Below are 14,432 nucleotides of genomic sequence, written 5' to 3'. Positions count from 1 at the left end.
GATGACGACCGGTGACCGACCGTCCGCCGCCGCCTGGCGCAACCTGGCGATGGCCACCCTCGGCTTCACCCTCACCTTCTGGGCCTGGAACCTGATCGCTCCCCTCGCGGCCGACTTCGACGACCACCTGCACATGACCGCCTCCGCCCAGTCCCTGCTGGTCGCGGTCCCGGTCCTGGTCGGCTCCCTCGGCCGGGTCCCGGTCGGCGCGCTCACCGACCGATACGGCGCCCGTCTGATGTTCCCGCTGATCAGCGCCCTGACGATCATCCCGGTACTGCTGCTGATCCCGGCGAGCACGTCGTACCCGGCGCTGATCGTGGTGGGCTTCTTCCTCGGCCTCGGCGGTACGACGTTCGCGATCGGGATCCCGCTGGTCAACTCCTGGTTCCCGCCCGCCCACCGCGGCGCGGCGCTGGGCATCTTCGGCATGGGCATGGGCGGCGTGGCCCTGTCCGGCTTCTTCACCCCGCGCCTGTACCACCGCGGCGACCACCTCCCCTTCCTGGTGATGGCGATCGCGCTCGCCGTGTACGCCGTCCTGGCGGCCTTCCTCGTCAACGACCGCCCCGGCCGCACGATCCCCGCCAGCCCCCTCACCACCCGCCTGGCCCAGGCCGGCCGGCTCCGCGTCACCTGGGAACTGTCCGCGCTCTACGCGATCGGCTTCGGCGGCATCGTCGCCTTCGGCGTCTACCTCCCGACCTACCTGAAGACCTGGTACGCCCTCAGCCCCACCGACGCGGGCACCCGGGCCGCCGGCTTCGCCCTGGTCACGGTGGTCTTCCGCCCCATCGGCGGCTGGCTCGCGGACCGCGTCCACCCCGCGGTGGTCACGGCCTGCGCCCTCGGCACGGTCGCGGTGCTGGCGATCGTCCAGGCCTTCGACCCCGCCCTCGTGCCCACCGCCACGATCTGTCTCCTCCTCACGGCCGCGGGCCTCGGCACGACCAGCGGCTCGGTCTTCGCCCTGGTCTCCCGGGTCACCCCGCAGCCCCAGGTCGGCAGCGTGACCGGCATCGTCGGCGCGATGGGCGGCCTCGGCGGCTTCGTCCCGCCCCTCGTGATGGGCGCGGTCTACAGCGCCAAGAACTCCTACTCCATCGGCTTCATGCTGCTGTCCGACCTGGCCCTGGCGGGCTGCGTGTACGCGTACGGCCGTATGCGCACGGCGGGTACCACCCCCGCGGAACCGGGGCGCCCGGCCGCCACGAGGATCACCAGCCGAGAGAGAGGCACGGCCGACGGCTGAAGATGACCCCTGATTCCCTCCCCCGAGGTGGGACGACTCAGGCACGATGAGGGGGTGACATACATGGTGACCGTGGCCATGGCCCCTCCCAAGGGCGCTCCGGAACTCGACGCGCTCCAGCGCGAGGGCGTCGTCTTCCTGCTGCGGAAGGGGTTCGACTCGCTCGAGGCGATCGAGGGGCCCGACGGCATGGAGATCGAGCTGATGGACGACGTCATCGCCGCCCATCCCGGAGGCGTCCTGCTGAAGCTCTTCGTCGACGCACCGGCGCTGGAGTTCGCGGAGGACGCCGCCCGTGAGGTCGTGGCAGAACTCCTGGAACGCACCGAACCGCTCGCCGACTGGCAGATCACCCGGTGCGCGGTGGAGCTGAACTCCGAACTCCTCCAGGAGAGCCTCGACGCGGCCGACGGCCCCGACGCCCCGCCGTCCGACCCTGCGGAACGCGCCCGACGCCACCGGGTCGCCGAGCCCGCCCCGGCTCCGGGCCGTCTCGACCCGGCCGAGGTCGAGGCCATGCGCTCCAGACTCCGCGCCCTGGCACCCCTGCTGGCGGCCTTCCCCCTCGACTGCTTCGGCTACTTTGACGATCCCGAGCAGCGGACCGTCGGCCGGGAGGCGGCGGAGGTCGCGGCCGGCGCCCTCGTGCTCGCCATCGACCTCCTGGTGGACGAACTCTTCACCGACCTCGCGAGCCTGGAGGACGACGGTCCGACCGTGGCCGAGAGCGACGCCACCTTCATGCTCCTGGACGACCTGCCCCCGCAGTTCGCCGACGAGTACACCGTCCTGTTCGCCCGCCGCCTCACCGTCACGGCGGTGACCCTGACCGCCCGCCTCACCCAGCCGCATCCCACCCGTCCGACCTGCATCGCGGAAGAACTCCTGCTGAGATTCCTCCTCACCCAGGCCGAGGTGACGGCCGACCTCTACGACCTCCTGACCGAGGACGTCGGCGCGGCCCTGGAGGCCTTCGCCGACAGCATCGAAGGGGACCTCACCGAGGACGACCTGGACATCGGCCCCACCGGTGCGGGCGACTGGTTCACCCCCTACGACGACGAGGACTTCGTCCACCCGTACGCCGCGAACGACGACGAGGAGTCGATGCAGGGCCCCAGCGCGCGATAGCCGTTGGCGGGACGCATGCGGCCGACGGCACGCCCTACGCCGCGTTACGCCACACCTTCACGTCCAAAGTGGCGTACGTCGTCCCGGACGAGCCCCGGTACGTCACCAGCCCCACGTGCCCCGTCCCGCTGATGACACACATCTGCTGGCCCACGGCCAGGTCCTTGACCCAGACGTAGCTCTTGTAACCGGTCGCCGCCTTGCACGCGTCCAGGCTCCCCTGCCGCCCCACGGGCAGCAGGGCGAGCGAGCTGCCGGAGGTGGTGCCGGGGGCGAGGACCGCGCCCGAGGAGTAGACGGCGTAGGTCAGATCCTCGTCGGAGGTACCGGTGTCCGCCTTGGCCCGCACCGGGCTGTCCGCCAGGTACAGGTCGTGGCTCTTGGTCATCCGGATCCCGGCGTACATCACCGGGACGGGCGCCTTCGGAGCCGCGGGCTTGCTCGCCGCCGTGCTCGGCGGCGCCGAGGACACGGTCCGCGTGGGCGTCGGGGGCCCCGAAGGGCTGGGCGGCACAGCGGACTTGGTGGCCTTCGCCTTCTTCGAAGCCTTGGCGGACGGCGAGCCGGACGACGACGACGGCGACGGCTCGGCGGTCGCGGCCGAGTGCGACGCGGCCACTTCCCGAGCCTGCGCCCCGCCCTTGTCACCGCCCCCCGGAACGAACAGCCAGGTGACGGCCGCCCCACAGGCCACAAGTACGACGGCGGCCGCGGACAACAGCCACATCCGTCCCTTGCGCCCCTTGCCACCTGCGGCCAACGGCGCCGTCTGTGCGTCGGCCGGGACCTGCGCCTGCGGCCCGCCGACCGGAGCGTACGCACCCGGCGCGGCCCCCGGCGCCATGACGAAGGGCCCGGGCAGCGCGGCGTGGGACGGCGGGGTAGGGGCGTAGGCGGCCGGCGGCCCGAACGCACCGGGACCGGCGGAGGGAAAAGCGCCAGGAGCGCCGGGAGCATGGGGAGCGCCGGGAGCCTGGGGAGCGCCGGGAGCCTGGGGAGTACCAGGACCGCTGGCTTCCCCGAATGCCCCGAAAGCGCCCGCGGGGGGAGTGGCCTGAGCCGTCGTACTACCCGTATCCACGACCCGCCCCTGCCCCCGCCCCCGGGCCTGATCGGCGTCCGCGGCCCGAGCCTCGATTCCCGCGGCCAACTCGCCCGGCAGCCACGCCCCGGACGCGAACCGCGCCTCGTCACCGCGGTACGCCTGGATCTCCTGGACGGAGCGGATGACCTCTTCGACGGTGGGCCGCTCGGCGGCGGGCTTGCGCAGACACCTGGCCACCAGATCCTGGATCTCGGCCGGCACACGGCTGAGATCGGGCTCCGCGTGCACCACCCGGTACAGCACCGCGTGCGGATCCCCGTCACCGAACGCGGCGCCGCCCGTCGCCGCGAACACGGCGGTCTGCCCGAGCGCGAACACGTCGGCCGCGGGGGCGGCCTCCGCACCGAGCACCTGCTCCGGCGCCATGTAGGCGACCGTGCCCAGGGCCGTACCGCTCTGGGTCAGTGAGGTGGCGTCAGCCGCGCGCGCCACACCGAAGTCGATCACGCGCGGGCCGTCGGAGGCGAGCAGCACGTTCGACGGCTTGAGGTCCCGGTGCACGATGCCTTCGCGGTGCACGGCCTGGAGCGCCTCCGCGACACCGGCGATCAGCCGCAGCACGGTGTCGACGGGCAGCGGCCCGTGATCGCGTACCGCCTCGGAGAGGGAGGGCCCTGGCACGTAGGCGGTCGCGCACCACGGCACGGCCCCCTCGGTGTCGCTGTCCACGACGGGAGCGGTGTAGATCCCGTGGACCCGGCTCGCCGCGGCCACCTCGGCCTGGAACCGCTTGCGGAACTCGGTGTTCTCGGCCAGTTCGGGCCGGATCACCTTGACCGCGACGGCCCGTCCGCCCGGGGTGTGCGAGAGATAGACCCGCCCCATGCCGCCGGCCCCGAGCCGGGCCACCAGCCGGTAGCCGCCCACGGACCGCGGGTCGCCGTCCTCCAACGGCTCGAAACTCCCCGCATCGGGCCCACTGTTACTCAACACGCCCCACCCCACACCGAGATCTGCTCCGTCGGACCCATTGCATCACGGGCCCCACGCGGCTTGTCCCGGCACCGTGGTGACGTTCCGGCGGCGTCGGCCACTCCCGTGGCCTCCAATAGGCCTCACGCCTCACGCCTCACGGCGGCTTTAATCGGACAGCCGGACACCTGGGAGACTGCGAAGGTCCCTTCCTCCCGCCGACGTCTCCTTCTCCTTCTTCTCCTCCTCGGCGGCGGGCTGCTCAAGCCCCTGCGCAGCCGAGAAAGGAGGCGAGAGCGGCGCTGCCTCGCCCGTCCAGATGCGGTGGAGATGACGGATCGCTGCGATATCGGCGTGGTCCTTCGGTCTGGCAGCCGCGATCTTCCACCGCAGAATGTCTCCGAGCCGCATGAAGGGAACGCCGTCGATGACATCGGCGTCGTCGATCAGCCGGTCGGTCGACCAGCCTGGGGTCCAGCGGTCCATGATTTCGATGGAAGCCGTCGGATGGACAACCCTCAGGCCGTATCCCGAGACCGTCGACTCCGGAGCGCCCAGCGCGAGGGCCCGCTCCCAAGCCGCACCTCGGGCGAGAACGTCCAGGTCTCCCATACGAGCACGTAGACCGCGGACGTAGAGCGCGGCAGACCCGCACACGACGTACTCGCCGCGCGGCATTTTCAGGGCGGCTAAGGCGGCGAAGAGGCCATCCGCATCGCTCAGGAGCACACGTTCTCCCAGGAGTTGAGGGTGTGCTGCGCCGCTGATCCGGCGACAGCAGGTGACGCCAGCCTGTTGTACGCCAAGGCAATGTCCGTTGTCATACGCACGAGCCGCATCTTCGAGCTTCGGAAACGGGTTCGCTCCGGAATGCCGCGCGGCTGAACTTCTACCGAGTCGCCCGCTGCCTCCATCAGGCGCCTGTGTAATCACTGCTGAGGCCAGCGTGCCGAATACGCCAACGCTCGCAACGATCACAGAGATGGTCCTGCCGGACATCCCCACCCCCTGGCACTACTGAATTCCCCTGATTCCGCCCCATGTCAGTCTCAAGATCCACGGCCACGGCAAGTGGCCAGACGAGTTCTCCAGAGTGCTTGCTCGGCTTCCAAGAGCAGGTAGATGGACAGCGCGCCCCTGGTCCGCCATGCTGCCCTGGCGGTGATGGGCCGGCGCTGGCTGCGTTGTGTGAGGGGCGGGGATTGATGGGGCAATCGCAGGTCGAGGCTGTGCCGCCGGAGCGCATCCGTTACCGGTTGACGCGCCTCCAACGCCTGCTACCCGTGCTGCCCGCCATCGTCGTCATGGCGTTCCAGGTCTTGTTCTGGCTGGACGGCGGACCGGTTGGTCCGGTATTTGCCGCACTGCTCATGTGGGGTGTCCTGTTGCCCGCGGCGCTGATCACCTCGCGGCTCTTCGGGGTCACTCTCACGCCGTCGGCGGCCATCGTGCACAACCTCCGCCGCAGGACCATCCCGTGGTCGAACGTCCAAGCCATCCAGATCGAGTCTCTCTTCGGAAGCCGGACCGTCATGATCTACGAGGCGGGCGGCCGTCGTACCCGCCTGCGGGCGCCGATCACCGGGTTCCTCAGCTGGGATCGCAGCTTCGAGGAGAAGTTCCACACCATCGGTAGGTGGTGGCTGGATCACCGGGGCCCGGACTGGGCTCCTGTCCCGCCGCCGGGGGCGCGGTGGGGTGGCCCGCTGGCGTCCGACGGGAACCCTTACGCCCCTCCCGCGTAGTCAGGAGCTGATCTACGCACCCTCCGGACGGCGGAGTTCCAATGACCGGGGCAAGCCAGGCCAGGAGGAAAGCCAGTCCGGCGCCGGTGTCGTGACCGCCGAAGACCGCTCCCGTCCGGCCCTGTCCGCCGCTGTTGGTGTCAGCCGCTGATGCCACGGCGTTTGCGATAGCTCGCGATCACTGCGTACCAACGACAAAGAGCGGGACCCAGTGAGACTGTCGGCGTTGTCCCGCAGTTGGACACTCACCCGCCCACTGCGGAACCGTGCATGCCGTGTTTGATGTCGTGCTGTGTCGTGGACACAGCCAAGCCGAGATCCAACTCCTGTCTTCCCTGGGCGGGCTCCGCATTGTTCGGAGCTGCCATGGGCGGCGTCGCCTGGTCGCTGACCGTCTGGGCGCGGGCGTACTGCGACGCGGGTTACGACGCCGGCGGACGCTTCGAACTCAACTTCTTGCTCCCCGTGGTCGTGGGAGCCGAGGCACTCGTCGGGCTCGTGGCGTTGGCCATCGGCCGACGCCTGGTGCTTCGCGCGCCGACGGCGGTCCGCGTCTCACTGCCGACGCTGCTGGTGGTTGTTGCGACGGTGTGCCTGGCATGGTGGTTCTTCGCGACCCGAGGGACGCTGGACGGCTATCCCGGCGACTCCGGCCTCTGCCCCGTGAGTAATGTCCCGCCACAGTGGCCTGACTGGATCCCTGTCTGATCAGCCACAACTGATCCCCGCTGGCCGTGACCTGCGGCCGCCTCAACGATCACACACGAAGTTGCCTCGCCCACTCTTGCCGGTCTCCGGCCCCCTTCAAGGGGCCGTAGGCTGCGCGGCGACTCGGACCGGCTTTTCGTCAGCTGAAGGGGTGGGGGCTCGTGAAGGGGTGTCTGGTCTTGGGGTGTGCGCCGCTTGTCGCGCTGCTGCTCCTGTTCAGCTTCATCTCCACGATGGAGCAAGAGTCGACCCCGGGGCTGCGGGACAACCTCAGTGGGCTTGCGCTGTTCGCCCTTGTCCTCGGTATCGGGGCAACCCTCTGTGCACTGGCGGTGGCTGCCCGGGGATCCGAGGTTCTGCAGGTCACCGCGGGCCTGGTGTGCGGCCTGCTGCTCGTCGCGGCTGCCTACCGGGCGTACACGCTCGCGCCGATGCTGAAGTGCTGGGGTTCCAGTGCCACAGCGCGGGGGCAGGACGGCTCGTACACCTGCTACGACCGCTGACTGACGGGTCACCCGACGAGATCCGCGAGCGCACCGTGCTGGCCAAGATGGTCCTGTCCAGGGGTCTCGTCGTTCCTGGGTCTCATCACTGCGTGGTGGTCTGTCGGGCCGGCAGGACCGAGCTGAATCATTGAGGCGTGATCACAAGTTGCGCCGGGCCGTTCAGGCCCTGGGGTGGTGGGCGCCCGGCGTCTTGTCCGACTCCGTTTGCCGCTTGGCACGGAGCACCTCCCTGGTAGTCCCCACCAGAAAACCCGCCGCGAGCAACCCGATCACGATCGACCCTTGCAGAATTCCGTCGGCGTCGCGTCCGTCGAGGTACGCAACGTGGCGGACCTCGGTGGGGCGCACCGGGTTGTATGCGACGGGTATGTGCTCTCCCGGCTTCGCATTGTTTGCCGAGCTGGGCGTGACATCGACATCCGCGCGCACGGGACCGGACGGTGTGTTGAAGCGGACGGTCACGGAGGTCGCCCAGCCTTCCTCCGACCGGCTGGTGATCTCGACGACGGTCGCGTCGGTCCTGTGGCCCTGGTCCCGGAGGCTCGCCAGCACCTGGTACTCCTGGCCGGCTTCCCACCCCATGATTCCGGCCATGGTGGCGAACATCAGGAAACCCGTGGCGGCCAATCGGACTTTGGCCCAGCGGGGCGCCACCAGCCACGATTCCGGTCCGAGCCGCAGCAGCCCAGCCACGAGGTGGCCCGGCGAAGGAACGGCCCAGCCCTGGTGGCGGACCAGCCTGGAGATACCGTCCGTTGCAGCCAGTGCCACCGCCCAGCCGAGAGCGTAGAGCCACAAGGGCCCCAGCGGCCCGAACGCCATCCACACCACGATGGCCACGGCGACCGCGAGTGCCCTCCACCCGACGGGAGAGCCGTACTCGTCCCGGCCGCCGCCCAGCACGGATTTGCGCTCATCCATCTGCGCCTCCACACCTCGTCACGAGATGAGACTCACCGGCTGCCGCGCTGGTTGTAGTAGTACCTGGCTGTCCCATGTCAGAGGCCTCGCCCGTTTCCGGGCTCCACCTGCGCCGAGGTGAAGTAGCCGTAGCCGTAGCCGTAGCCGTAGCCGTAGCCGTAGCGGCAGGAGCGGCACGGCCCGGTCGGTCGGTCGCACCCAACGGGGTGCTTTGTCCGTTGACTTGACGCCCGCTCCACGGGGTCTGTGGGATGTCGCACTCAAGGGGCCGCATCTCAGGGGCGGGGGAGCGACGCGATGGGCGCGGACGACGAGGCGGTTCCGGTAGGCGAGGCTCCAGGAGCGGGAACCGGCGGGCTGGACAAGCGAGTCGGGCGGCGCTCCCCGCGGGTGGCCGTCTCCGCCGCCGTGGCGGGACTGCTGCTCCTGACCGGCGCGGCCTACGGGCTGGTCAGGACGTCCGACGGCGGTGGCACGAGCACGGCCGGTGGATCCGGAGGCAGCGCGTCCGCCACGCGGGACACGCGCAGGGCGGGCGCCGGGGAGCCGGGTCCGGGTACGCCCTCGCCGCGCACACCGCCCCCCGTCCAGGTCGTCTACCACGTGAAGAAGCCGTTGCCGCAAGGCCCGCGAACCGCCCCGGTGTACCGCGCCGACCGCAAGGTCACCGAGGCGCAGATGGCCCGCCTCGCCCGCGCGCTCGGCGTGACGGGGATGCGGGATCAGGGGGACTTCTGGTCCAACCCCCCGCGGGATCAGCTCATCGTACAGAAGGGCCAGTGGGGCGCCTGGGGTGGCGGTATCGGCCCCAGCAAGAGCACGCGGCTGATTGACGAGAGCCGCGCGAAAGCCGCTGCACTCCCCGTCCTGCAGGCGCTGGGGCAGACCGACGCCACCCTGACCACAGCCCCGACACCGGATAAGCGACAGAGGGTGGTCACCGCCAACCCGGTGATCGACGGGCTGCCCACCTCCGGCTGGACCACCACGCTCTCCGTCGATGGCGACGGCAGGGTGACCGGCTCCGGCCACGTGGGGCTGCCCCGCCGCATCGGCGAGCTGCCGATGACGAGTGCCTTTACGGCGCTGACACGGGACGGGGCGCAGATCGCCGGCCCCGGAGTCCCCTCGGAAATGCCCGGGTGGAAGACCCGCCACGTGACCGTGCGATCCGTACGGCTGATCCTCGTGGACCAACCCTGCCCCGCCAAGGGCGAACGGTTCGCGCCCGGGTGGGAGTTCGTCGGCCATGAGGACGGTGCCCCGCACGGCGCCGCCCCGTTCAGCAAGTGGTTCGAGGAGGCCGTGCCGCCCGAGGACCCCAACGAGTGTCTTTGACCCTCACACGTGCTGCTGACCGGCACCTGTGTGCTCACTCATGGATGACACGACGAAGGCGGCAACTCCGTCGTAGGACGCGCCGCCTTCCAGGGCTGCCGGTCGGCGTCGGCTGACCTCGCACGGCCCGGGGAGCCCAGGGACGGCCCAGCCTGGCGGCCGCGCTGTGCCGCCTCCGTTGTCAGTGCGTGCGGCTATGGTGCGTTCGCCATCGAGGGCAACGCTCTGGGGAGGGGCTTTGGGAGCCAAGACGGGACTGCTGGTGTACGCCGACGGCGACGTGCCGGAGTTGCTGCGACAGGTGGACGCGGCGGACCTTGACCGGACGACCGCCATGATGCGGCGGCTCTACCCGGGCTGGGAGATCGAGGAGTGCGGAGGCTCGAATCTCTGGGACGGCGTCTACCCCTCGAAGGGAACGGCGTACGCGGCCAGCTGGCCGGGCGTGGATGTCATCGGCGACCAGAGGGTGATGATCGACGCCCCCTCCCAGCTCCCGGAACACCTCGTGGCGGCAAGTGCCGGCCGACGACTCGTCCTGCACGCGATGCACAGCGTCGTCGACTGGCTGGCGTTCGCGGTCTGGGAGGACGGGCGCCTCGTCCGCTCCCTGAGCCTGTCCCCGGACAGCGGCATCATCGAGAACATCGGCGAACCGCTCCCCTTCGAACTGCCCTACTGGGCCGGAGACCGCCCGGCCGACATCGTCCCGTGGCCCGGCGAGGAGGAAGAGCCCTACGCCCTGCCCTTTCACCCCTTGGACCTGGGTGAAGACGCGTTGCGTGCGCTCTGCGGCTTCATCCAGGAAGGCCGTCCGCAGCCCGACGATGTCGACGCGGAGGCCATCGAGTTGTACGGATTCCACGTGCGAGACCCCCACGGGCCTGATCGTGCCGAGCAGGAAGCGGCGCTACGGAGGGCGGTTGAAGCGATGCAGCCGCCGCGCGTTTATACGCTGGGGCCCGATGGCTCGCTGATCGAGCGCGACGGCCTGTAGCTCACCTCAGCTCAGCCACAACTGACCACAGGCGGCCGAGACCTGTGGCCGCCTAACCGATCAACGTCCTGAACTGGTGCTGAGCTGTCGGCACCTGTCGACGCCGGTCACCATTGAGCGCCCTTCCACGGCCCGAGGACGGCCCGGGAGGGCACTCATGCGTGAGCACCGCATTAGGAGTTCGATCTCGTCTCGGCGTGGTCGCGGCCTACCTCGCGCGCCGGTTCCGCACGTGGCTGCCGATTGTCACCGCCGTCCGTGGTCGTTGATGTCGGCGTTGGATGTCGGTGAAACAGTGCCGAGACCGGGCAGTGGTTCAGGTAGCATCCCGGCACCGAGGGGCGCGGTGTCACCGGACGTTCATTCGATACTAGTTCATCGCCCACGGAATCCTTAAGCCTGAAGCGAACAGTCGGGTGGCGGAGCCTGTTTCTCGGTACATATCTCACATGCCTAACCGGAATGCGCCGCTGCGCCGAGAGATTAGGATGCAGATTCCCCGTCCTAGATCCAATGCCAGGCGGAATAAGGAGCCAGATCCTCCGGTCGGCTCTTCATCGAAGCCCGAGCGTAGTTATTCGCTGGTAAATACCATCTCCACTGCTGGCGCTACATTGATGGCTTTGGCTGCGCTCGCCCTCTCGCTCATTACTTACTACGATCAGCGGTCTGGTGAGCAAGAAAGCACCCTCAAGGACGCAGCGCATGTGAACTGGTACTTCCTCTATACGAATAGTCAAACGCCAAGCCAACTGGTCGTGGAGAATCGATCGTTCCAGCCGGCCTACGCGGCTGTCGTCAACATCGAAGATAGCAATGAAAAGAACTTGCAGAATTTCCAGATCGGAACGCTGACTCCTTGCAGTAGGGTCACTTTTGAACTGGGTAAGCACGGAAAAGACGTGCGCATCGATCAGAAGATAGAGATGTTCTACCGAGATCCTGTTGGGCGCGAATGGAGGGTAGGGTATCTCGGAATCCCGGTCGAGACATCCAGAAAGGTTTACTTCGCTCCGGAATCCTCGCGAGATGTTATTTTCCAATGGGGGCTGGAAGAAGGCTGGAAAGATCTCGACGCTTGTGGATAAAGCCCGCCAACCGGAAACTGAAGAGAACGGTCGGTGGAGTCTTAATGGCCGAGTCAGGGGCCTCTGCTGGGCCGCTGGTGCTGTCAGGCGTCGGTGTCGGCGGCCTCTTCGAGCAGATCCATGGCGTGGTTGTGGAAGCGGCGTTCGGCGTCGCGGCATGGGGCGTTGAAGAAGGCTCGTTGAGCTTCGGCAAGATCGCAGTTCAGCAGGTTCATGGTCACGAACACGGCTTCCACTCCGTGACACCCGTTGTCCTTGAGGAACTGCTGGAGTGCGTCTGTGTCGCGGGTTGCCTCCCAGACGGGCTGGGCGGATTCCTGCTTGGCTGCGATACGCGCTGATCGTTCTGCGTCGAAACCCACTGGACCCGCCCTTCTGGTTTGGTCCGCAGGCTATCGCCAACTAGGCGGGGTGCGCTGGCCTGTTAAGTGGCTTGGGCGACGGGTGGATGGAGGATGAAGAGTCTGCCGTCGCGCAGGAGGGCCCATAGAACATCGACACGTCGACGGCATCCCGCCCGTCGCCGGACGACCCGGCCAGCTCCGACGGCGGCCGGAGTGCAGCCTGGGCCGACAAGGCGTACGACTCGAAGACTGTGCGCGGTGAGCTGCGACGCGGCCGCATCCAGCCGGTGATCTCCCGCAAGGGCTCCCCGAACATCGAGGGCCTGGGCAAGCTCCATCCCCAAGCTCTCGGCTTCGCTCGAGCAGGGGAGACCCCATTCGTCGTCGAGCAGACCTTCGCGCTGCTCCACCAGTTCAAACGCCTCGCGGTCCGCTGGGAACGACGTATCGAACTCCACGTCTCCTGCCTCTCGTTGGCTTGCAGCCTCAGCTGCTGTAGACGCCTCAAGAAGGCCGGACCATGATCGCGTGACGAGCTCGCGGAAAAGGCTTTGAGCGAGGCAGCGCTCCGCTGCTACGTTCGCGGTGGACCGTGAAGTCGTCGTATGGAGGTGAGCCCCGTGAACACAGTTACCCATGGGTGCTCCCTCAACCCGTCACGGTCCGGCGGCTGACGTTCGGTGTCGCCAGGAGCGCCTGAGATCGAGGCACTCCTGGAGGGAGACTCCGATGAACACGAAGCCTTTCACATCTGGCCTGAGCGAGAACGCGGTGATGATCACGCGCGTCGCGGACGGGCAATGGCATGCTCTGGATGACGACCTGGTGGTCGGCCGCGGGCATGCGGAGCACCGGCCCGACGGACGCTTGTTCGTCAGCATCGACGCCTGGCACGACGCCACCTTCGACCGGCTCGCCGAGGCGATGCTGGCGGAACTGCCGGCGCCGCTGTACACGGTGGTCGACGATGCCGACGTCGAGCTGACGGCCGGCTGGCGGCGGGCCGGTTTCACGATCCGGCGCCGCGAGTGGGAGTACGTCGTGCCGACCGACCCGCGGGTCACAGGGCTCGAAGCAGTCCTGCCGCCTTCGGGCGTGACCATCGTGCCCGCCGGTCAGGCCGACGAGAGTCTGCTGCGGGCGGTGGACCGCGCGATCCGTGACGAAGTCGAGGCGGCCGTCGGGTGGCAGTCGATGCCCGCGGAGGTAATTCCCCGCCCCGAAGGCGACACCATCGTCGACCCGTCGAAGTACGCGGTGGCCATGGCGCCGGACCGCTACCTGGGTCTGATCCGGGTGGTGACAGTGAACCGGCCGCGCATCGGGCTGGTCGCGGTCCGGGCCGGCGAGCAGCGCCGCGGCATCGCGCGGGCGCTGCTGGCCCACGCGCTGGGGAGGCTGCACCGCTCCGGGTTCGCCGAGGCCTGGACCGAAGTCCACGAGTCCAACCAAGCAGCCTCGGCGCTGTTCGAGGGCATCGGCGCCCGCCCGATGAGCAGCAACCTGGAGCTGGTTCGATGACGAAGAACAAGAACGTCATCGAAGTCGAGGGCAAGGTCGTCGAGTGCCTGCGCAGCGCCATGTTCACCGTGGAGCTCGAGAACGGCCACCAGGTGCTCGCGCACATCAGCGGGAAGATCCGCAAGAACTACATCAAGATCATGCTGGAAGACCGGGTGCTGGTGGAGTTCCCGCCGTACGACCTGACGCGCGGCCGGATCGTGTTCCGGTACCGGAACTAGCGGCGGTCGGCACCTTTCGCGGTAGCTGATCCTGGGGCCCCGGTCACGGCGTTTCCGTGACCGGGGCCCCGATGATGGCTCGCACGGCCGCGGCGGCGCGATCAGCGCCCACACATCATCGTCCACCATCCACGGCCGGGTAGTGACACCATCCCGAACGGTCGAATCGTCACACCGGACACGGCCGAACAGGGCCGTTCAACAAGATCGTTTTACGAGCTCTCAGGGTCCCAACCATGAACGTTTCAGGACGCTTCTGGGACCGATTGGAAGCGCCTTGAAACGGGCTTGTATGTACTTCACGACGCAAGGCCGGGCCGTTCGGGCATTGACTCTGATGTCGTCGACGAAGGCGGCCTTGACTCGTATCGGTGGAGGGGCGGCTCAACGCGTCCGGCAGAGCACTGCGATCAGGCTTCGTGGATGAGGTTCGGCCTGGTGTGCGTCGGAGGTGTGTCGCGAACATCGAGAGACAACAAGAGAGGGCGGGAGTCAGTGAGACTGACTCCCGCCCTCTTCTGTCGGCATCCGCCATGGTCAGCGCCTGATTTCCGCTGATCCTGGGCGAGTGCCCCCGGCAGGATTCGAACCTGCGCACACGGCTCCGGAGGCCGTTGCTCTATCCCCTGAGCTACGGGGGCGT

15 protein-coding genes and 1 tRNA gene are annotated in these 14,432 nt (G+C 68.5%); 11 read left to right on the top strand and 5 right to left on the bottom strand.

What is annotated here, in order from left to right:
• Position 1 precedes the first annotated feature (1 nt).
• On the top strand, positions 2-1,252 hold the full coding sequence (locus ACFY3C_RS12455) for a nitrate/nitrite transporter (protein ID WP_390770710.1): 1,251 nt from the start codon (positions 2-4) through the stop codon (positions 1,250-1,252).
• 63 nt (positions 1,253-1,315) lie between these two features.
• A complete protein-coding gene (locus ACFY3C_RS12450) occupies positions 1,316-2,383 on the top strand; it encodes a hypothetical protein (protein WP_390770882.1) in 1,068 nt (355 codons plus the stop codon).
• A gap of 34 nt (positions 2,384-2,417) precedes the next feature.
• On the opposite strand, the gene ACFY3C_RS12445 is transcribed toward ACFY3C_RS12450, so the two are convergent.
• Together ACFY3C_RS12445 and ACFY3C_RS12440 are read right to left on the bottom strand one after the other, a co-directional pair.
• Entirely contained in the window at positions 2,418-4,421 is a 2,004-nt protein-coding gene (locus ACFY3C_RS12445) for a serine/threonine-protein kinase (RefSeq protein ID WP_390770709.1), read from the bottom strand.
• Between the two features lie 147 nt (positions 4,422-4,568).
• Positions 4,569-5,129 carry a hypothetical protein gene (locus tag ACFY3C_RS12440; RefSeq protein WP_390770708.1) on the bottom strand — a complete coding sequence of 187 codons (561 nt, stop codon included), beginning with the start codon at positions 5,127-5,129 and terminating at the stop codon, positions 4,569-4,571.
• A gap of 476 nt (positions 5,130-5,605) precedes the next feature.
• Here ACFY3C_RS12440 and ACFY3C_RS12435 point away from each other — a divergent pair, with 476 nt between their 5' ends.
• From ACFY3C_RS12435 to ACFY3C_RS12425, 3 genes are all read left to right on the top strand, one after another.
• Positions 5,606-6,145: a hypothetical protein gene (locus ACFY3C_RS12435; protein ID WP_390770707.1), complete on the top strand. Its 540-nt coding sequence runs from the start codon at positions 5,606-5,608 to the stop codon at positions 6,143-6,145.
• A 366-nt stretch (positions 6,146-6,511) separates the two neighbouring features.
• Positions 6,512-6,853 carry a hypothetical protein gene (locus tag ACFY3C_RS12430; RefSeq protein ID WP_390770706.1) on the top strand — a complete coding sequence of 114 codons (342 nt, stop codon included), beginning with the start codon at positions 6,512-6,514 and terminating at the stop codon, positions 6,851-6,853.
• A gap of 179 nt (positions 6,854-7,032) precedes the next feature.
• Positions 7,033-7,356, top strand: a complete 324-nt coding sequence (locus ACFY3C_RS12425; RefSeq protein ID WP_390770705.1) for a hypothetical protein — start codon at positions 7,033-7,035, stop codon at positions 7,354-7,356.
• Between the two features lie 162 nt (positions 7,357-7,518).
• On the opposite strand, the gene ACFY3C_RS12420 is transcribed toward ACFY3C_RS12425, so the two are convergent.
• The gene (locus tag ACFY3C_RS12420) at positions 7,519-8,280 is read right to left on the bottom strand and encodes a DUF3592 domain-containing protein (protein ID WP_390770704.1); all 762 of its coding nucleotides are present in this window, start codon (positions 8,278-8,280) and stop codon (positions 7,519-7,521) included.
• Positions 8,281-8,577: 297 nt separating this feature from the next.
• Here ACFY3C_RS12420 and ACFY3C_RS12415 point away from each other — a divergent pair, with 297 nt between their 5' ends.
• The 3 genes from ACFY3C_RS12415 to ACFY3C_RS12405 all read left to right on the top strand — a co-directional run bounded on the left by ACFY3C_RS12415 (position 8,578) and on the right by ACFY3C_RS12405 (position 11,703).
• Entirely contained in the window at positions 8,578-9,618 is a 1,041-nt protein-coding gene (locus ACFY3C_RS12415) for a hypothetical protein (RefSeq protein ID WP_390770703.1), read from the top strand.
• Positions 9,619-9,856: 238 nt separating this feature from the next.
• Positions 9,857-10,615: a DUF6928 family protein gene (locus ACFY3C_RS12410; RefSeq protein WP_390770702.1), complete on the top strand. Its 759-nt coding sequence runs from the start codon at positions 9,857-9,859 to the stop codon at positions 10,613-10,615.
• A 488-nt stretch (positions 10,616-11,103) separates the two neighbouring features.
• Positions 11,104-11,703, top strand: coding sequence for a hypothetical protein (locus ACFY3C_RS12405; protein WP_390770701.1), 600 nt, complete (start codon positions 11,104-11,106; stop codon positions 11,701-11,703).
• An 83-nt stretch (positions 11,704-11,786) separates the two neighbouring features.
• Here the strand turns inward: ACFY3C_RS12405 and ACFY3C_RS12400 are convergent, their stop codons facing one another.
• On the bottom strand, positions 11,787-12,065 hold the full coding sequence (locus ACFY3C_RS12400) for a hypothetical protein (RefSeq protein WP_390770700.1): 279 nt from the start codon (positions 12,063-12,065) through the stop codon (positions 11,787-11,789).
• Positions 12,066-12,298: 233 nt separating this feature from the next.
• Here ACFY3C_RS12400 and ACFY3C_RS12395 point away from each other — a divergent pair, with 233 nt between their 5' ends.
• The 3 genes from ACFY3C_RS12395 (at position 12,299) to infA (ending at position 13,789) form a co-directional block, all read left to right on the top strand.
• Entirely contained in the window at positions 12,299-12,571 is a 273-nt protein-coding gene (locus tag ACFY3C_RS12395) for a hypothetical protein (protein ID WP_390770699.1), read from the top strand.
• A gap of 205 nt (positions 12,572-12,776) precedes the next feature.
• On the top strand, positions 12,777-13,568 hold the full coding sequence (locus ACFY3C_RS12390) for a GNAT family N-acetyltransferase (RefSeq protein WP_390770698.1): 792 nt from the start codon (positions 12,777-12,779) through the stop codon (positions 13,566-13,568).
• Positions 13,565-13,789 (top strand): translation initiation factor IF-1, encoded by a 225-nt coding sequence (gene infA / locus ACFY3C_RS12385; RefSeq protein WP_390770697.1) that lies wholly within the window; start codon positions 13,565-13,567, stop codon positions 13,787-13,789. Before ACFY3C_RS12390 ends, infA begins: the two co-directional genes overlap by 4 nt.
• Before the next feature lie 569 nt (positions 13,790-14,358).
• On the opposite strand, the gene ACFY3C_RS12380 is transcribed toward infA, so the two are convergent.
• Positions 14,359-14,430: transfer RNA gene (locus tag ACFY3C_RS12380), tRNA-Arg, on the bottom strand.
• Positions 14,431-14,432 lie beyond the last annotated feature (2 nt).

Origin of the sequence: Streptomyces sp. NPDC001410 (genome assembly GCF_042895235.1) — a bacterium.
Taxonomy (GTDB): domain Bacteria; phylum Actinomycetota; class Actinomycetes; order Streptomycetales; family Streptomycetaceae; genus Streptomyces.
This window is presented reverse-complemented; position numbering and strand designations above follow the sequence as displayed.